Genomic DNA, 20,781 nt, shown 5'->3' on the forward strand with positions numbered 1-20,781 from the left:
GATTTAATGTTAAAAAATTATAGCATTTCATAAATTAATATTTATTTAATACTTTTTAGAATAACATTTTCTTCACAAAAAATAACATGTTGATAAAGAATTTAATTTGATTGTATTTTCATTAAATATAATTTTTTCAAGTTCTTTTTCATTCATTCATTTGTTTTCAGCTAAACTTTCAAAATAAGAACCATCTGTTAATGGTTCAACCTGTTTTAATCCAGTAACATCAAAAATCATATGATAAATTTGTTCATTCATTTGCGTGGTTGCAACCATTTTACTTGAAGCAATTAAATTCTTTTTAGATAACAAAATGCCGCCTTCTTCATAAACTTCTCTAATTGCACATGTTATTGGATTTTCATTATTTTCAAAAGATCCTGTGATTGGACAAGCATACATATCGTATTCATGTTTTTTTTCAGCAATTTGTGGCATAATTTGAAAATGTACTAAAAATTCAGTTAATTGTTTTTTAATTGAATTTTTTCTAAAACACAATACAGCAATACTATTTACACCTTTGCGTTGAGCATAATAAAAATTCGAATGACTTTTGTATAAATCTAAATAAGGAGTATGCAACAAAAGTTTAGATTTATTATTTTTTGACATTATTTTTGTTTAATCTTTCTTCGTAACGTTGTAAATGTTTTTTTAAATATTTTGCTGTATATGAATTGCTAGATTTGGAAGCTATTATTTCTTTTGGTGAACCTTGAACAATAATTTGTCCACCTTGATCGCCGCCATCTGGACCTAAATCTATAATATGATCAGCCACTTGAATTAAATCTAAATTATGTTCTATAACAATAACTGTATCTCCGTTATCAACAATTCTATTTAAAACATTTATCAATTTTTTAATATCATGTGAATGCAATCCAGTAGTTGGTTCATCTAACACATATAATGTTTTTCCATTAGATTTTCTTTGTAAATATTTAGCTAGTTTAATACGTTGAGCTTCGCCGCCAGAAAGTGAAACTGCATTAGCACCCAATTCAATATAATCTAAGCCAACATCATACATTAATTGTAATTTACGATGAATATTTGGATAATTTTTAAAAAACTCTAATGCCTCAATTACAGTCATTTTTAAAACATCATAAATTGATTTACCTTTGTATTTGATATCAAGAGTAGCTTCATTGTATTTTTTTCCTTGACATTCTTCACATTTCACATATACATCAGGTAAAAAATGCATTTCAATTTTAATTAATCCATCTCCTGAACAACGTTCACATCTACCACCTTTAACATTAAATGAAAAACGACTACGATCATATCCGCGCGCTTTTGCTTCAGGTAACATTGCAAAAACATCTCTAATATCATCAAAAACAGAAATATAAGTTGCGGGGTTAGAACGTGGAGTTCTACCAATTGGATCTTGTGACACAACAATTAATTTATCTATTACATGTGCCCCTTTAATAAGTTCAAATGGAGCGGGATTTACAAATTTTTTAAAAACTTGCTTTTCAATTCCTTTAACTAAAGTTTGATTAACTAAAGTTGATTTTCCGCTACCTGAAACACCTGTTACAGCTATAAATTTATTTAAAGGAAAAACAACATCTATATTTTTTAAATTATTACCTTTTGCGCCCTTTATTGTTATTTTGTTATTTGTAGATGATCTTGTTTTTTTGGGTATAGGAATGTATTCTTTTCCACTTAAATATAAACCCGTAATAGAATTTTTATTTTTGCAAACTTCTTCAGGCGTTCCTTGTGCCATAACTTTCCCACCATGAACACCAGCACCAGGACCAATATCAATTAAATAATCTGCTGCCATCATTGTATCTTCATCATGTTCAACAACAATTAAAGTATTTCCTAAATCACGCATAGTTTTCAATGTGTCTAGCAAACGATCATTATCTTTTTGATGTAAACCTATTGATGGTTCATCTAAAACATACAAAACTCCTGTTAGTTTAGAACCAATTTGAGTGGCTAATCTAATTCGTTGACTTTCACCACCTGATAAAGTTGATGCACTTCTAGATAAAGATAAATATTCTAATCCAACATTTTGCAAAAATGAAAGACGATCGATAATATCTTTTAAAGCTAATTTAGCAATTCGCATTTCTTCATCAGTAAAATTTAAATTTAATAAAAAATTAATTGCTTGACCAATTGAAAAACTTGTAAATTCAATAATATCTATTTTGTTGATTTTTACACATAAAGCTTCATTAGATAATCTTTTGCCTTTGCAAGTTTTGCAAATTGTTTCTGACAAATATTTTGAATAATATTCACGCGCTAATTCATTACTTGTTTCTAAGTGACGTCTTTTGATTAATTCAGCTATTCCTTCCACATGTTCAAATTTTTCACGAATATTGCCTGATGATGAAACAGTTCTAATTGCAATAGGTTCATCAGACCCATTTAAAATATATTTAATTTGTTTATTAGTTAATGAAGAAATTGGTTTATTAATAGGAATATCGTAGAATTTCAACATTTCACGAAAAACTTGTCAATCTAATGAAGTTGTATTTACAGTATTTTTAAAAAAGTCAATGCCGCCGTCTGCAATTGATAATGATGGGTCAGGCATTAAACGTTCTGGATCTGGTTCATAAGTAAAACCTAAACCTTTACAATAGTTACATGCACCTATTGGTGAATTAAATGAAAATAATCTTGGTTCTAATTCAGGCATGCTAAAACCACATTTATCGCATAAATGATTTTGATTAAAATATTCTATTTTGTCATCATATAAAACATTTAATTGACCTTGACTTAAATTTAAAGCTATTTCAATCGAATCAGTTAACCGATTTTTAGTTTGATTATCATAATTTAAAACAATTCTATCAACAATTACATCAATTGAATGCTTAATATTTTTATCAAGAGTAATAGATTCATCTAAAGAATAAATATTTTTATCTACATAAACTCTTAAAAAACCTTTTTGTTTTAATTTCTCAAATTCATTTTTGAAAGTGCCTTTTTGTTCTTTAATAATTGGCGCTAAAATTTGCAATTTAGTTTCTGCTGGTAAACTAAATATTTTATCTAGAATTTGTTTGATAGTTTGGATTTTAATTAAACCATGTCCATTAGGACAATATGGTTTGCCTAAACGTGCTCATAATACTCTTAAATAATCATATATTTCAGTAACAGTTCCCACAGTTGAACGAGGATTGTGAGAAGTGGATTTTTGATCTATAGAAATAGAAGGAGATAAACCATCAATTGAATCTACATCTGGTTTTTCATTTCCACCTAAAAACATTCTAGCATAAGAAGAAAGAGATTCTAAATAGCGTCTTTGGCCTTCTGCATAAATAGTGTCAAAAGCTAAAGAAGATTTACCTGAACCTGATAAACCTGTAATTACAACAAATTTGTTTTTTGGAATATCTATATCAATATTTTTTAAATTATTTTCTCTAGCTCCACGAACAACAATATAGTCATTTTTTAAATTTTTTTTCATAAATAGTTCTTAAATTTATATCAATCTTTGCATAGCTAAATCTTTTGATAATTTTGATTCGTTATCTAAAAAAATTAATGCAAATTTTTGTTTATTTTGCTGCTTCAACAATAATCCTTTTATTGTATTATATTCATGTAAATTGTTTGTTGTTATATTTGAAATAATAACTAAATTAGGATCATACAAAAACTCTTTAATCAAGTATAATTTGAAAAAATCTAAATTGTCTATTTTTTTGTAATCTCCGTAAGTAATTAAAAATTTCATTTCAAAAGATTTAAGCATTGAATTTAATTGCTTTGTAGCATAATATTTATATAAAATTTTTTTTGCTTGATAATTAGTGCACAAAATTTTTTGATATTTTAATGAATTAATTAAACGATAACACATATTTAATATGTGAAGATTTGAAATTATTAATTTATAAATGCTATTAGAATCTAAATAATCATTGTTTTTTAATTTTTGTTTTTTAGCTGCAAAATTTACTATATTAATTTTTTTAATTAAATTTTTACCTACTTTTTCAAATTGATTTAACAATTTTCTACCATTATTTATTGTTATTAATTGTTCAACATATTTAGCTCTTCAATTGTATTTATAATTATGTTTATAAATGTTAATATTTTTGTTAATTCTTCTTTTACTAGATTTTAATAAATTTAATTTTTTATTTAATTCTTCTTTATTTAAATTTTTAAAATTTTCATTTCAAGCATATTTTTCATATGTATTTGTAGAAATTTCAAAATGTTTTTTTAATAATTGACAAAAATTATGTAATTCTGAATCTAATTTATTTTGCAATAACCATCTATTCAATTTGATTAAATAATCTTTTTCATATAGTGCAAAATCAACTAACTGTTCTTTTTCATTTTGAAAAAAATCAAAAATTCTATTTTTGTAATGGTTAAAATATTTAACAATTAATAAATTTAATGATAAAGCTCATGAATATAAGCTGTTTTTTCATTCAGAATTATGTAAAAAATTACCTAAATCTCTAAAATCTTTTAATAAATTACTAAAACCAAAAATTTGAGCTTTAACAAAAAAGAAATTATTTCTTGATTTTGTTTTTCCTTGTATAAAAGAATATTGATGAATGAAATGTTTTAACAAATTTACATATTCTTTATATATTAAAGATAATCCTTGTTTAAAAAAAATACTATTTTCAAATCTAACAAATTCAAAATTTTTATTGTTAAATATTTTACAATGTTTTAAATAGCTTTTATTTTTTTGAACTTGATAATCTAAATATGCTTGATTTTGGATCATCATGGCATGTTTTTTAGAATTTTGTAAATACAAATTTAATATTAATGAATGAATATTTATTGATTGATAAAAAACATGTTTTTTATTTTTAATTCAAAGTTTTGAATAAATATTATGTGAATATGGATCTTTATTAGATAGTTCATCCATTTTTAAATCATTACTAATTCGATCATAATAATTTGAAATTAATTTCTTAATTTCTGAAATTGCATTACTTGTTTCTTCACAATTTAGATATATTAATTTTTGTAATCTTTTTGAAAAAGCTAATAAATCAATTGTTTTATATTTATTTAATTTATAAAAAGCATTTATAGATTTATTTTTTAATGTAAAAAAACATTTAAAATATAAATAAATTAAATCAATTAATAACCCTTTTCTTCAATTTCTAATTATTTTTTTTGATAAATTGATTTTTTTAAAATTGTTTTTTTTATTTTCAATTTTAATTTTTAAAATTTTTTTTAAAAAATTATATAAATGAAAATTTTTGTAACCGTTTTTTATATCATATTTAGTTGCAGTTATATTAGATTTAACAAAATTTAATTCATCCATTAGAAAATATTCATTAGTTTTAATGGGAGATTGAAATTTACTTTCAATAACCTTAGAAATATTAATTCAAAATTTTGATAAATTATCATTTGATACTAAAGGAGAATTTTGAAAATCATTAATTTCATTAAATAAAGAATTTAAATATTTTTCATTGACTTCTTTATTATTAAAAATCTTTGAATTCAAAGATTTAAACTCTTTTAAAAAAAGTTTAATTCATTTATTTGAATAATTAGATACTTCATTTACAAGAGAATTGATAATATTTATTTTTTGAAAAAAAGTGGGACGAGAAATTTTACTTATAAATTCACTTTGATGTTTTTTAACATATTTAAGTGAAGAATTATTTAAATCTTTTAAAATTAAGTGGTTATCTCGATTTTTAAATTTTAAAAAATATGTATCATCTATAACACGGATATAATTAAAAAATTTTTTATTATGATTTGTAATCTTATTACTATAAATCCAAAAATTATTAAAATTTATAGCTCCATAAAACCGTTCTGATTTTTCTCATAAATTTTTTGATATATATGTTCAAGTAATTTTGGACGTAGGGTTATCAATATATTTTCTTGAATAACTACTAAATTTTAGATACAAGGTGCTATTCACCAATGATTCATCATAATTTTTTGCTATTTTTCATATAGCAAAAGATAAATGATGTAATTCACAAATTGTGTTTTCTTTAGGTAATAAAAAAATATTTTCAAAATTTAACATTATTCAAACTAAATAGGTTGACTATTATTCCTCTTAAGACTATCTAATATTTTGGATAATTCTGTAGAATTTATGTAACAAGTTAAACCTCTATTTATTATAGAATGTGGTGGATTGTTATCAAACATTACAAAATCTCCATTTCCATACATTTTAGATAAGTAATTTTTGTATAGTGGAATATTTTTTTCTGAATCTGATAATAATTTAAAACCAAATCCTAAACTAAATTTTATATTTAGAATATCTTCATTAATATCATCTGAAGCTATAATCAAATAACAATTTAAAGTTTTTGCATGATTGTTTAAAGTATTAATAAATTTAAATAAATATTCTTTGTTTTCATTAGCAAGATCTTGAATATCATTTAATACAATGACTAAAGGTTTAATCAATTTATTAGATGTATTCAATTCATTGTATTCACTAATACTCTCAACATTATTATCTTTAATTAACTTAATTCGATATTTTAATTCATATAAAATTTTATCAAATAATATAAAAGCATCATTTACATTATTAGGAATAGAAGACATTAAATGCGGTTCATTTTCAAATTTTGATAAATGACTTGATTTTGTATCTATTATTGATAGCATCAAATCTGTTGTAGAATAATTTGTAATCAAAGAAAGCACTAAATTTGATAATAGCATTCCTTTGCCCGAACCAACAGAACCTAAAATTAAAATAGTGTGATACTTATATAAACTAATTAATAAATTTTTATTTGATTCATCAACTCCAATAGCACACTCTAATTTTTTATCATAAGTGTCAATATCTTTGCAAACATCCACAAAATGAATTTTATTTACGAACGGTGTTGGAAATTGAAAATCTAACTCGTTTTCATTTTTTAAATAAACATCTAATTTATTAACATTTATTGATTTTTGAATTGTAATTTTGTGTTTAGCTAAAGTATTAATATCATCTTGGTTTTCTAATTGTCATTCTAAAACAATAAAACTTGGTTTTACATGATATTTTATTGGTTTTGCAGGTATTGATAATTTCAAAAATAAATCTGCTAAATTAAGCATAGCTGTTTTTGCAAATTCATAATTTTTTTCAAAATTATTTTCAGATTTTCCAAGAATTTCATCGTAAAAACTAAAAGATTTTTTAGATAATAATTTAACACTAAAAGGTTGTGTACTAGAAACTGTATTATATGACATAGTGTTATCTATTGGACCAGAAATCTTATTAGGAATAATTATTTCATTTTTATAAAATTTTTTAAACGTTAAATTGTAATCATCTGATTTAATATTAGTTTCTGTTAAATTTTTATTTGGCTGAATATCTGTTTTTGAGAAATCATCTAATTTGTTTTTATTGTAAAAGCCACCTAGTCAAATGATACATTTCTTACGAAGATTTTCAATTTTTTTAACCTTTAATTTAACGCATATAATTAAAATTAAAAAAATGATCAATATTGCCAAAATTACAAATAATATTAAAGAAGGTATTGCTGAATTTAGTGAAAAAAATATTGTTCATCACAAACCACCATTTATAAAAATGGGCGTTTCTCAAAATCAGTTTCCTTTAATTCAAACATTAGCAATTCATTTATCAAAATATAAATTAAAAAACTGATCAATAGTCATTGATGAATTTCATGTTTGAAAAAAATTAACAATTCCAAATACTAAAGAAAAAATTGACATTAATAAGAAAAAGAAAAGAATAAATCTTTTGTTTGCAAACAAACGTCAAAATTTTTTTTTATAAATTAATAAAAAAATTCCTATTGATATTAATAAAACATATGCAAAGTATTTAGCTGTTCCAAACAAAAACAAATCAAATATAACACCATCAAGAAATTCCCCAAAATATGGAATTCTTAGAAAAGACAAAATTGAAACAATAATAATTAAAATACCAATAATTAAACGACAAACTAAATTTTTAATATTTTTATTTGTTTCTAAAGTTGTTAATCATTCAATATTTAATTTATTTTTTAAGCTTTGATTATTATTTTCAACTTGCATTAGTTAACACCTTAATAAATATTTAACTAATATTATAAATCAATAACTGTTGGCAATACAATTGGTCTTTTATCAAGATTTTTTTCAAAAATTTTTGTTACTGTTTTTTTCAAAATTAATTTAAAATCCCGCATTTCGCTAACTGAAATATTTTTTTCTTTTTGATTTGTTTTAACATCTTGTAAATTTTTAAATAAATTATTTACTTGTTCATCAATTTTAGTTTTAATAACATTCAATTTATCTTCTTCATCTGAAATTCCATAAAGTTCACATTTTATTGTAGGTTTAAACTTATGATTTTTTTGATCATAAAAAACCAAAACAATAGCTACACCATTTTCGGCCATTTGTTCGCGTTCAAATAATATGCTTGCATCAATATCTTGAATTCCAGAAGAATCAACATAACGAGATTCTAAGGATATTTCAGAAATATCTTTTTGAAGTGTACCATCAACAAATTTTAGTACTTCACCATTATATAAAATTTTGATTTGTTCACTTGTAAAACCAACATGTTTAGCAATTGTTGCATAATTAACAAAATCTTTATACAAACCACTTATGGGCATAACATATTTTGGTTTTAATAAATTCAATAAATATTTATGATCTTCATTTGAAGCTTGCATTGGTAAAACATCATTTGTTAATTTTATGTAATCAACATCATTTCTTGCAATATCATCTAAAATTTTAGCTTCAACACCTTCATAACCAGCTACTCTTGGGGTTATCAATACAAAAGTATCTTTGTCATTAAAATGAATTTTTTCATCTTCACCGTTTGCTATTTTACTTAATCTTGAATATAAACGATGGGGATTAGAGGCAATGCAAATAAGCGCATTATTTGTTTTATCAATTTCAGATATTGGCAAAGTAACTAAATTACGATTGTTAAATATCTTGTTTCTAACAATTGTTGAAAAAATATTAATAAAAGTATGAGAATAAATAATTAATGGTCTAGATTTTTGTTTAGCCAATTGGGCAACAGTTAAAATAGTATAAGCATTTGAATCATAACAAGAAACAAAAATTCTACCATCGGGATTTGCATTATTAATAATTTGGTCTAAAATTTCTTTTGACTTATGCTTTGGTGATGTAAAACCTGAATTCTTATTTACATAACCTATACCCACAGCTAAAGCTAATACATTATTACCAACAATAGATGAAATATCATTTAAATTTCCTTCAAAAGCCAAATTTTTATCACTTGATAAAACAAAATCATCAATGTATAAAACATAACCATTGGGAGTATGAAAAGCAAAACCAAGTGAAGAAGGCATTGAACTTGAAACACGAAAAGGAATAACTTTTTGTCCAGAAATATTAATTGGTTTTAGATTGTCCAAAACTATAATTTTTAGAGATTTTATTGAAATGTTTTGAATTTTTTTCTCTGCTATAGTTTCAATTAATGATTTCCCAATAACACTAGTATAAATAGGAATAGGTCCTATATCTTTTAGCAAGTATTCTAAAGAACCTAAATTATCTTGTGTAGGATATCCTATAAACAAACCTTTAATACGATTTTTGTTTTTAATTAATCAACTAAAATCTGGAATTAATTGTTTTACACCCAATAAAGATGTTGTTGGAATTAAAGCACCAAAATTAATAATAAATATATTATCGTTAATTTCTAATACATAACAATTTTTACCACGTTCATCTTGACCGCCTAAAGCAAAAAAATTAATTCTTGATTTTCCATTATTATTAAAATGTTGTGAATTATGATTTTTATTATGAAAACGATGATTAGGGCGACGGTGATTATTAGTGTTATTATTCACTTTTTTATTACCTCTAAAAGCACAACTTTAAATAAACAAGTTGTACATTTAACTTTGTATATATCAAAATATGAAAACTAATGTCTTAAATCTAACTTTTTAATTAGATTACGATAAGCATCTAAATCACGACGTTGCAAATAAGATAACAATCTTTTTCTTTTTGAAACTTTTCGGTATAAGCCACGCTTTGAAATAAAATCTTTTTTGTTATTCAACAAATGATCAGTTAGTAGTTTTATTTCTTCTGTTAATACAGCAATTTGAACAAAAACACTACCAACATCATTGTCATTAGTTTTATAACTATTAATAATTTCGGCTTTTTTATTTTTTTCTAAAGCCATGACTCCTCCTATCGAAATCTTTGGATATAAATCATTAGATAATTAATATGTTTGAATACATATTACTATTATAATAAATAATTTTCAAAAATTAACAACAAAAAAAAGCAAAACTTTGTGCAAGTTTTGCTTTTAAAAAAAATTAATGTATTTTTAAATTTAATTGTTTTAAAAATTAATTAATTGGGTGTACAGCCAAATGAGTTATGAAACCAATTTCTTTAGTTTCACCAAAAGGATTAGTTAATTTATTTTTAACTGCAGTAGCTACATCATCTAAAGATTTAGTAGTATCACTTAATTGAATAGAACTAATATCAAAAATTTCTACATTAGGATATTTTCTAGTGAAACCTAAAATTTCATTTACTAGAGTATCAAAATCCAATTTTGCTCCAGATATTGAACTAACAATAACTGTTTTAACACCCATTAAACCTTCTTGGTTTCAATCATATCATTCAGTAACTTGAGAGTCATTTGAAGGTTTATTTCCATCTGGAACAACCACATTGATTTCACCATTTGGACCTATCATACCAGCATCTGTTTCAATTTCTACACGAGCAATATAAAACCTACCAGTTCCATCATCAAGTTTTGGAACAGTTACATTGTTTAATGTGGTAATTCCTGTGCCACGTAAATTTCAACTAAAGATATATCCACCAGAGAAATTACCTTGGAAAGCACGTTCTCTAATTCTTTGAATATAAACTATATCAATGGCTTTTTGGAAATCTTCAGTTGATAAATTTTTGTGTTTAGATAAATTAATATTTGTAAATGTAACACCAAAACCTTGTTCATGAATCATTGCAGCATTCATTGGAATTTGTAACGGATCCACAGAAATAATTTCAGATTCACTTGAAATACTTAATTCTAATAAGTTAGTTGGGAATTTAATTTCATCAATTGAAGTAAATCTGCCACTAATATCTAATTTCTTAATTTGATCATATTTTGACAAATCGAAAAAATTGTTTTTAATATTATCATCAAATACATCAGTAATAATTAAATAAGAGATATTATTTTCTTTAATTATTCTTTCAAATAATGATTGAGCATTATCTCCATATTTTTTAACAAAGCTATTAAAACTTATATTTAAAGCATTAATAGAAGTATCAACTAAATTATTATCTTTAGATAATGAATTTTTTAATACTTCAGAAGCTTGAAATTTAATCATGTAGACATTTGAAATTGCTTGAGCATATGAACTGTTATCATATAATTTAGCACTCAAATTTACATTAGTCTTTTGTCAACCTGGAAAATTTCTAGATCTTACATCATTAGCTGAACGAGATTGAGTAAAACCATAATAATTACGTTCACCCTCATCATTGTAAGCTAAAATTGGCATATATTTACGATTGTTGTTATAAGATTTACTTACTTTTACATCAACTTCTCGACCATCAACAGTTTTTTGCTTAACAATTTCATTGTATCTATTATCTTCATTTACAACATTTGTTGTTTTTGATTTACCAATTAAAATTGAATCTGTACTTTTAACTGCACTAAACTTTAAATTGTTAGTTCTACCTAACAAAGTAGTTTGTTGACCATTATTTGCAATTCCACCATTAACAAAAGAGCCACCAGATTCACCTATAGATAACGATTTGTTATTAGATGTTGTAATTAATGGAACTGCAATTGCTATAGCAGCTGTTGCAGATAATACTAATCCACCCAATAACAAAGAAAGAAATTTTTTAGAGACTTTTTTATTTTTAGTCATAATATCCTCCTAAATCAATTTCTTTATTTCTAAACATTATAAACTTTTAATTCCTAGTACTTATCTATTTTGCTTAAAAAATTTTATCCATATATATATAAATATATATGGAATTTAAAACAAAAAAATATTAAAAATCTACATTAATTTAAAATATAAATATTAACTGTTAGAAATGTTTTTTATTTTAAATTTGGATAAAAATTTATTTTTAATTACAACAAAATCATATTTTTTATTTAATTTAATAAAAACTTTTTCAATTAAGAATCTAATAAAATATATTAAAACAATAGATATATATGACAACAAATATCCTACAAACATGACTAAGGGATATGTAGAAATGCCTAAAAAAATTCCTACACCAACATATTCGCCGCCATTAATTCAATCATTTTCTAAAATTCCTGTTGTATTAGATGTAATTTGTGGACATACACTAACTATTATCAAAACATATCCAAAATAAGCAAGAGCAAAAATATGCATATATCCTAAGATTTTTATATTTCAATTTCGCATTCAACAAATAATCATTAAACTTAAAGCAAAAGATAAATAATGCATCATGAAATATAGTTGATTTGGATTAATGCCAACAAAAATATAATTTCAATAATTATTAATTAAAACATCATTAGCTTCATGGATAATTTGGCCAAAAATAGTAACCATTGCTCCAAATAAACCAAAAGGTGCCATAATTTTTGCAGTTGTTTTATTTTTAAGCAATAAACTTAGAGAACCAAAAATAGCATAAAATGGACATAAATCTAATAAAAGCAATCTACTTAGCATTAAACTTTCACTACTAATTACATTTGTATAAGTAGGCATCAAATATTGTATTTGTCTTCCAAAAAAAACATATAAAAACACAAATAATCCTAAAAACAATCATAAATAATAATTTTTAGATATTTTTTTCATAAATGGACTAACTAAAATAATAACTAATCCTGTAATAATTGTTAATATTAATAAAATTGTTCCTAATTGCATGCTAATAATTTTGTTTATATATTTGTGATATACCAAGTGATAAAATTTAATATTTCTTATATTAACAAATAAAACATTTTGATTTAAAAACAATTTAATTTCATTTAAAAATATTTTGATTTACATTTAAAGAAAAGAAGTGAACAAGATCATAGATATTAGAAATATTAAAATTAATATTATTTTGAATTCTTAAATACAAACATATTATTAAAATTGAAATATTTAACAATATCATTATAGAAATACTTAATGATTTCAAATTTATTTTTCCTATTAATTTCAAATTAACATATTTAACTTTCAGTAAAATAAATAAAGTAATCATACTGAAATAAATATAAGGAATAAATGTCATTCAAAAATTACCGCTCAAATATAAAAATCTTCAAATTGAAGGATTATTTATAAAAATAGAACTTAATTTAGCTATCAATTCTGAAATAAATCATAAAACATATATGAATAGTCCCATATTTATTCAATTATTGTTATCTTTAAATTTTTTATTACAAAAAAATAATCAGATTGTAGAAAGAATCAATAAAGCAATTCTTAAAGATGACAAATTGTAATATTTACTATTATCTAATGCTATATATAAACCAAACAAAAGAAAAGAAATTAAAAATAGTGCTTTTATTATTAAAGTAAATCAGTAACTTTTTTTATTTAAAATAGAATTTTTTCTTTTTAAATTATAAAAATCGTACATTTTATATATTTTAAAAAAAGACAAAATATTAATTAAAAATAATTCAATTTTATATCAATACTTAAATGATAAATAATAAAACAATAAAAATAGCAATATGCTCAAAATAAAACCTAATCATATAAATTTCAACATAGAAATGTATAAAAAAATTACAAAAAATAAAAATATTAAATTTTGAAAAAAGCATTTGATATCTAAACGATATAAAGAAATGAATAAAATTGCTAATCCTATAGGCAAATAAAATAAATAACCTGTGATAGAAAAAAATGATAGTGATATTAAAGGATAAAACAAATTAGAAATGTTTATTTTTTTCCTAAAAGAAACCAAAATTTCATAAATTAAAAGAATTAGTAATATTTCAAAATGACTATTATTTGAGGCTGAAATTCAATAAAAATTAAATAATATTAAAAATAGCGAAAATATATATGTAAATATTGATATTACAAAGTATCAACCTAATTGTTTTTTGAAAAAAAATAATATTGTTTCATTTAATGATCAAGAAAGTAATATTCAATATATCAATGGTGATAAAAATGTGTAATAAGGGATAACATTGCCATAAATACTTCATGCTGAATATGCATAATAAACTCCTGAATATTGATATGGTCCAAAGACAGAATTTCAACTAAAAATATTTCCTAATTTATCGTCATTTCTATCAAAAGAAAAAATACCATTTTTAAAATTATTGGATAAATTAATATATGCACCAGTGTCCCCAAATTTTTCTGAACTAAATAAAGTTATTAATATGAAAATTATTGTAAAAAATAATAAAGATGATATTTCCTTTATTGTTTGTTTTAAAGCGAAAAAAACATTTATTTTTTTGTAAAAATCATTATATGTAATTTTTACATTTTTTCAAGATTTTCAAAATCTAAAAATATAAAAAATAAAAATAGATATTGTTATCCCGTAAATTCAAATTACAAAAAACATAAAAATTGCCAAATTTGCTGATACAAGAAAGGTTATAGCAAAATTTAAAATTATTAAAAAAACATATATTGGTTTTAATGGTTTTGAAAACAATTTTCCACTAAAATTATCAAAAAATTTAACTAATATTGGTGTTATAAATAATGCGAAAGATAAAAATCAAACCATATTAGCCTTATTGTTTTTTGCCTAAATGTTTAAAATTTAATTAATAGTAAAATTTCAAGTTATTTTTACATTTTATGAATATTAACATAATAAATAAGATTAATGAAATCAATTTGATTGTTATTTTAAATTTTTTGTAAAATGAAAAAAAACATTTTAATACAAATGAAAACAATAACAATGGATTTAAAATTTTCTATAATAATTCCTTATTGCAACACAAACATAAATCAAACCAAATTTTGTTTAGAATCTTTAATATGTCAAGATCTAAATTTATTAAAAGAAATAATCGTTGTTAATGATGGAAGTGATTATGAACACGAAAAACAAATTAAACGTTTGGTTGAAGAATTAAATTCTATTATTCTAACAACACACAAATATGTAGAAAACACTCTTATAAAAATAATTAATCAATCAAATAATTTTGGACCTGCCAATGCAAGAAAAATTGGTTACAATTCTTCAATTGGGGATGTAATTTTATTTGTAGATTCCGATGATTGAATTTGCGATACAAAATGAATTTTTAAATTAAATAAATATTTTAAAGACAAAAGAAATATAGAAATTATTGCATTTGACTATATAGAAGTGAATAATACACAATATATAAATATTAATAAAGTAAATAAACACTCAAACGAAACAATATTAACACCTGATTATTTATTAAAAAATCATACGTCTAAAATCATTTCAACATGAAGATATGCTTTTAGAAGGAACATCTTAAAATTTGAATTTATTTGATATAGTTTAAATTTGCCTCATGAAGATTTTTATTTCATGGGTTGTTTATCTACTATGAACATACCAATATTAGAAACAAATGATGTTTTCTACTGTTATAGAGTAAATAACTTAGAATCTATAACTACTAATCTTAAAAAAAATAATTTAAGACAAATTATAGAAATACTTTCAAAATGATATGTAACTAATCCAGAATTTAATATATACACTTCAAACAGTGCAAAATTATTTTGAGTTTATTTATATATAGAAAAAACAGTATGAAATTTTGGGTTTAGAAAAGTAATTAATTTTGCCAAAAAAAATAATTTAATTGTGCCAACATTTAAAGATATTAATTTATTTTATAAACAATACAAAAATTGTTTAATTAAAAAAATATTTTGGAAAAAAATTTATTTAGGATTTTGCAAAAACATTTTAATTTTTGATTTTGTTTTACCTAAAATGTTAAACTTTTTTTTAAAAAAGAAATACAAATAAATTAAATTGAATCTATTAAATCAATTCAATTATTTTTAAATTTTTCAAAATTTAAATTATTTTTTGAAAAATTTATACAATTGTTAAAAAAATAAAAATATTCATTTTCTGATAAATTTAAAAATTTACCTATTTCTTCAATTCAAATATCTTCATTATCATGCTTGTTTAATAATTTCCCTCTAGAATCATTTATCAAATATCCTGCATTTAAATAACTATTTGAAATTATACAAGGTGTGCCATTAATCAATGCTTCTACCACAACCAAACCTAAACCTTCATATGTTGAAGGCAATAACAAAATTTTAATTTTTCTAAAAATAGATTCAATATTATTACGATCATAAGAACCATGTAAAATTATGTTCTTGTTGTTTTCTAATAAATATCTATCAGGCCCTTCCCCATAAACATCTATCTTCATATTTATTTTTTTCAATTCAGCTTTATCAACAATTTTTTTTAAAAAATTAATGTTTTTTTGTTTGTCATCCAATCTACCAAGATATGCCACTTGTGTTTTTGATGATAAATCTATATTTTGATTTTTTTTGTTGTCGAGAAAAAAACCAGGAAAAATATCAAAAATATTAGTTTTTGTTTGATTAATAAGTTTATATTTAATTAAAAACTCTTTATCAAAAGAAGAATAAACAACTATGTTTGGATATAACAATCTATTTTTAACAAATAAAATTTTTCTCAAAAATGAAATTATTTTCTTTCCTCTTATTATATTTCAATCATAATGTTGCACTCAAATATACTTTACATTTTTTACAAAAGTTATATATGTTGCAAAATTATTATCTATAACCACATCAATGTTGTATTTTTTAATGATTTTTTTTGCCAATTTATTTACTTTTACACTTATTCAAAATAATTTAAAATAAGTTAAAAAATACGAATATTTTTTTTTATTTAATTTTGATTTATTATAAAAATCATGATAAATAAAATAAAAATTTTCATCAAAATCTTCTAAAAAATTTTTTTCTGGCAATTGGCTAATTTCAAAAACTTTATATTTTTTTTCAAGAAAAAAATTTATTAAATGAGTAGAATACGTTTCTATTCCTCCATGATTAAAATGCGGCTTAGAATTTAAAATTAAAATTTTTTTACTCATAAAATTTATAGATTTAGTGCAAATAAACAATATTCATTATATTAAAATTAGTTAATACCAAAATATATAATTTTAACTATGCATAATTATAATTTTTCAATTATTATTCCATATTACAATACAAATATAGAACAAACTAAATTTTGTTTAGAATCTTTGATTTGCCAAGATTTAAGTTTGTTAAAAGAAATTATTGTTGTTAATGATGGTAGTGACGATAAATATAGTGAACAAATATATAATTTAATTAAAAAAATAAATTCTAATACTAATAAAAAAGAAATAATTAAATTAATAAATCAAGAAAATAAAGGTCCTGTTTTAGCTAGAAAAACAGGTTTTTATAATTCTACAGGCGATGTAATTTTATTTGTGGATCCTGATGATTGAATATATGATAGTAATGCAATTTACAAATTAAATGATTATTTTAAAAATAACAAAACTATAGAATTAATTTGTATAGATGGATCTTGTGTTTATACATCAGAAATTAAAAATATCAAAATTAAAAAAAAGACTATTAAAACTTATATTAAAAATTTTGATATGAATTGATATTTTAATGATAATTTAAAACCTTACTCGCCAGTTACGGTTTGGAGATATGCTTATAAGAAAAAAATATTAGATGATATTAATTTTTGACAATCTTTAAGATTGCCATATGATGATTTTTATTTTAATTCATATTTAATAAGCAAAGAAAAAATAGGTTTAGTAACTAATGAGCCTTTTTACATATATAGAAAATATAGTCCCGGTTCAATATCCAATAAATCTTCAAAACTAAATCCTATACAAAAAATTGATTCGTATACAAAATGATTTACATCATTTGATTACAATATTTATACTTCTAAACAATGTTATGAATATTGAACTTCCATTTATATAGAATTAGGAGCTTCAACAATAGGATATAGAAAATTATTAATGTCTTGTGATAACAACAATATTCCTCACCCTTCAATTAAAGAAATGAAAAAATTTATTAAGAAATACAAAATTTACGGTATTTTAAGAAAATTTATAGTTTGAATGTGTTTGTATATACCTTGAATAGATTTTATTTTTCCAAAAATTTACAAACTCTTTAAAAATTAAATTTAGTTTTTAAATATTTTTAAGTAAATTTAATCATTTATTTTCAAAAACTTCAAAACTTAAATTTTCCTTAGCAAATGAAATGCAACTGTTAGATAATTTTTTATATTGAGTTTCATCTAAATTTAAAATTGTGTAAATTTTATCTATTCATTCTTCGGGATTGAAATTGTTAATAATCGCTCCTCTTTCATCATTTATTAAATAACTTGCGTTCAAGTATGTATTAGAAATAATGCAAGGCACGCCATTTGATAAAGCTTCAACAATAACTAATGGAAACCCTTCAAAATTTGAAGGTAATAATAAAATTTTGGTTTCGTCTAAAATTTTTTCAATTTCATCATTTTTAAAATAACCATGATAATTTATGTAATTATTTTTTGTTATTAAATATTCATCTTCACCTGAACCATAAACATCAATATTAATTTTTTTTTCTTTTTTTAAAGATAAATAAACAATTTCGTTTAAAAAATTTATATTTTTTTGTTTATTTTCTAAACGACCTATGTATGTTATTTGAGTTTTGTTATTAAAATTTTTAAAATTTAAATTTTTGTCACGTGGAATTGAAGGTGATATATAAAAAGAATTTGTTTTTTTATTATTTATCATTTTTTTTGATAAAAAATAATCAAAATCCTTTTTGGTAAAAAATACAATATTTGGATATTTTAAAGGGTTATTAATAAATAAAAATTTTCTTAAAATCTTATTTCAAAAAGAAAGTAGATAAACTTGAGAATCAAAATGTTGAATTCAAATATATTTGCTAAATTTATTAAATCAAATTGGTGTTGAAAAATTATTGTTTATAACAATATCTATATTATGTAATCGAATAAATTTTTTTATAAAAAAAGCATTTTTAATTTCACATAAATATAATTTAAAAAAAATAAAAAATCTTTTAAATAAATTTCTAGTTTTTTTATTATTTAAATCTTTTTTTAAATTTAAATTTTCAAAATATTTTGTGTGAACAAATTCATAATTACCATTGCTGCTACAAAATAAATTTTTTTTTTCAGAATATACATTTATTTCGTAAACAAAATAATTATTTTTGGTAAAAATATTTATTAAATTTTTAGTGTATGTTTCGATGCCACCAATGTTGTTACTATTGTTGTGAGTTATTATTAATATTTTTTTCATGATAAACAAGTTTTTATAATCATATTGTAAAAAATAATAAACTATTAAATTTTAAATTTAAAACTTAAAGAGAGAAAAAAATGAAAAATATTTTAATTATTAATAAAAGAAATCACACTAAAATTGGCGGAATTGAAACATATTGTAAAGAACTAATCAATATATTAATTAAAAATAATTTTAAAGTATTTGAATTCTCGGAAAATAATTTTGATTCAAAAATAACAAAAAAAAATTATGTACTTATAAAAAATAAAATTTTTAATAAAATAAATTTTAAAAATAAATTAATTAATAATTTTCTTTACACACTAAAATTAAATAAATATATAAACAAAATCATTAAACAAAATAAAATTGATGTAGTCATCCAAAATAATTTTATTTTTCCTGTTTTAAAATTTAAGAAAAACGTTAAGTATATATGAATTCAACATTCTGATTGACCGTTTTATTTATCAGAAAAAAACAAGTTTAAATTTTGATTAAAAAAAATTTTTAATTTAAAAAATAATTTTTCATATCCTAATATTGTTGTTTTTAATAAAATTGACAAATTTTTTTTAAAAAGTAACAAAATTGTAAAAGAAAAAATAAATGTTGTTCCTATATCCACCTCTTTAAATAATTTATCCAATTTTAGTGATTTAGAAGAGAGAGAGAGAGAGAGTTGTTTTTATTGGTAGATTAGACAATAACCAAAAAAACATTAATTTTTTAAATGAAATAACAAATATAGCAAGATTAAAAAATATAGAAATTAAGATAGATGTATATGGTGATGGACCTGATAGATATTTATTAGAAAACAATAAAAACATATTATTGCACGGAAAAATAAACAATTCAGAAATTTCAAATATTTTAAAATCAGCTAAAATTTTATTATTACCATCTAAATACGAAGGGTTCCCACTAGTTATTGTTGAAGCTTTATCGAATGGTGTACCTTGCATTATTTCTAATACATACTTGAACGCAAGTTATTTAATAAATGATGAAAGAGGAGCGATTATTAACAATTTCAATCCCGAAGAATGAATAGATAAAATTTACACAATTTTAAATTTAGATGAAACTCAATATAAAAAATTATCTAACAATTGCATTTCATTTGCTAAGGAAAATTTAAGTTTTGAAATTTTCGAGAAAAAATGATTAAAATTATTAATAAATTAACTTACAAAACATTAAAAACTATTTAAAAAATGAAACGTAATATTTTTTCAGTAATTATTCCTTATTACAATACAAACATAGATCAG

General features: G+C 21.7%; 15 protein-coding genes. 4 read left to right on the forward strand and 11 right to left on the reverse strand.

Annotated elements, in window-relative coordinates:
- Positions 1-45: 45 nt before the first annotated feature.
- From T397_RS0103535 to T397_RS0103575, 9 genes are all read right to left on the reverse strand, one after another.
- The gene (locus T397_RS0103535) at positions 46-618 is read right to left on the reverse strand and encodes an NUDIX domain-containing protein (RefSeq protein WP_027124254.1); all 573 of its coding nucleotides are present in this window, start codon (positions 616-618) and stop codon (positions 46-48) included.
- Complete coding sequence (uvrA, locus tag T397_RS0103540) at positions 605-3,487, reverse strand: excinuclease ABC subunit UvrA (RefSeq protein WP_027124255.1); 2,883 nt, start codon at positions 3,485-3,487, stop codon at positions 605-607. The genes T397_RS0103535 and uvrA overlap by 14 nt, the downstream gene beginning before the upstream one ends.
- 15 nt (positions 3,488-3,502) lie before the next feature.
- On the reverse strand, positions 3,503-6,082 hold the full coding sequence (locus T397_RS0103545; protein ID WP_027124256.1) for a hypothetical protein: 2,580 nt from the start codon (positions 6,080-6,082) through the stop codon (positions 3,503-3,505).
- Positions 6,083-6,090: 8 nt separating this feature from the next.
- Positions 6,091-8,100 (reverse strand): FtsK/SpoIIIE domain-containing protein, encoded by a 2,010-nt coding sequence (locus T397_RS0103550; RefSeq protein WP_027124257.1) that lies wholly within the window; start codon positions 8,098-8,100, stop codon positions 6,091-6,093.
- A gap of 32 nt (positions 8,101-8,132) precedes the next feature.
- On the reverse strand, positions 8,133-9,917 hold the full coding sequence (locus T397_RS0103555; RefSeq protein ID WP_052663121.1) for a ribonuclease J: 1,785 nt from the start codon (positions 9,915-9,917) through the stop codon (positions 8,133-8,135).
- A 77-nt stretch (positions 9,918-9,994) separates the two neighbouring features.
- Complete coding sequence (gene rpsO, locus T397_RS0103560; protein WP_027124259.1) at positions 9,995-10,264, reverse strand: 30S ribosomal protein S15; 270 nt, start codon at positions 10,262-10,264, stop codon at positions 9,995-9,997.
- Positions 10,265-10,439: 175 nt separating this feature from the next.
- Positions 10,440-12,023 carry an IgG-blocking protein M gene (locus T397_RS0103565; RefSeq protein WP_027124260.1) on the reverse strand — a complete coding sequence of 528 codons (1,584 nt, stop codon included), beginning with the start codon at positions 12,021-12,023 and terminating at the stop codon, positions 10,440-10,442.
- Positions 12,024-12,185: 162 nt separating this feature from the next.
- Positions 12,186-13,028, reverse strand: coding sequence for a DUF5378 family protein (locus T397_RS0103570; protein ID WP_027124261.1), 843 nt, complete (start codon positions 13,026-13,028; stop codon positions 12,186-12,188).
- Between the two features lie 94 nt (positions 13,029-13,122).
- Positions 13,123-14,871, reverse strand: coding sequence for a hypothetical protein (locus tag T397_RS0103575; RefSeq protein WP_027124262.1), 1,749 nt, complete (start codon positions 14,869-14,871; stop codon positions 13,123-13,125).
- A 180-nt stretch (positions 14,872-15,051) separates the two neighbouring features.
- Between T397_RS0103575 and T397_RS0103580 the strand changes: the two genes are divergently transcribed.
- Positions 15,052-16,113: a glycosyltransferase family 2 protein gene (locus T397_RS0103580; RefSeq protein WP_162150125.1), complete on the forward strand. Its 1,062-nt coding sequence runs from the start codon at positions 15,052-15,054 to the stop codon at positions 16,111-16,113.
- A 1-nt stretch (position 16,114) separates the two neighbouring features.
- Here T397_RS0103580 and T397_RS0103585 read toward each other — a convergent pair whose 3' ends face one another.
- Positions 16,115-17,248: a glycosyltransferase family 4 protein gene (locus tag T397_RS0103585; protein ID WP_027124264.1), complete on the reverse strand. Its 1,134-nt coding sequence runs from the start codon at positions 17,246-17,248 to the stop codon at positions 16,115-16,117.
- A 78-nt stretch (positions 17,249-17,326) separates the two neighbouring features.
- Here T397_RS0103585 and T397_RS0103590 point away from each other — a divergent pair, with 78 nt between their 5' ends.
- Entirely contained in the window at positions 17,327-18,355 is a 1,029-nt protein-coding gene (locus T397_RS0103590) for a glycosyltransferase family A protein (protein ID WP_027124265.1), read from the forward strand.
- 9 nt (positions 18,356-18,364) lie between these two features.
- Here T397_RS0103590 and T397_RS0103595 read toward each other — a convergent pair whose 3' ends face one another.
- Positions 18,365-19,516 carry a glycosyltransferase gene (locus T397_RS0103595; protein ID WP_027124266.1) on the reverse strand — a complete coding sequence of 384 codons (1,152 nt, stop codon included), beginning with the start codon at positions 19,514-19,516 and terminating at the stop codon, positions 18,365-18,367.
- An 80-nt stretch (positions 19,517-19,596) separates the two neighbouring features.
- Between T397_RS0103595 and T397_RS0103600 the strand changes: the two genes are divergently transcribed.
- Both T397_RS0103600 and T397_RS0103605 read left to right on the forward strand, forming a co-directional pair.
- Positions 19,597-20,202 carry a glycosyltransferase gene (locus tag T397_RS0103600; protein WP_027124267.1) on the forward strand — a complete coding sequence of 202 codons (606 nt, stop codon included), beginning with the start codon at positions 19,597-19,599 and terminating at the stop codon, positions 20,200-20,202.
- Between the two features lie 31 nt (positions 20,203-20,233).
- Positions 20,234-20,695, forward strand: a complete 462-nt coding sequence (locus tag T397_RS0103605; protein ID WP_244874357.1) for a glycosyltransferase — start codon at positions 20,234-20,236, stop codon at positions 20,693-20,695.
- Positions 20,696-20,781: the final 86 nt, after the last annotated feature.

It is taken from the genome of Mycoplasmoides pirum ATCC 25960, from assembly GCF_000685905.1.
Classification (GTDB): domain Bacteria; phylum Bacillota_I; class Bacilli_A; order Mycoplasmatales; family Mycoplasmoidaceae; genus Mycoplasmoides; species Mycoplasmoides pirum.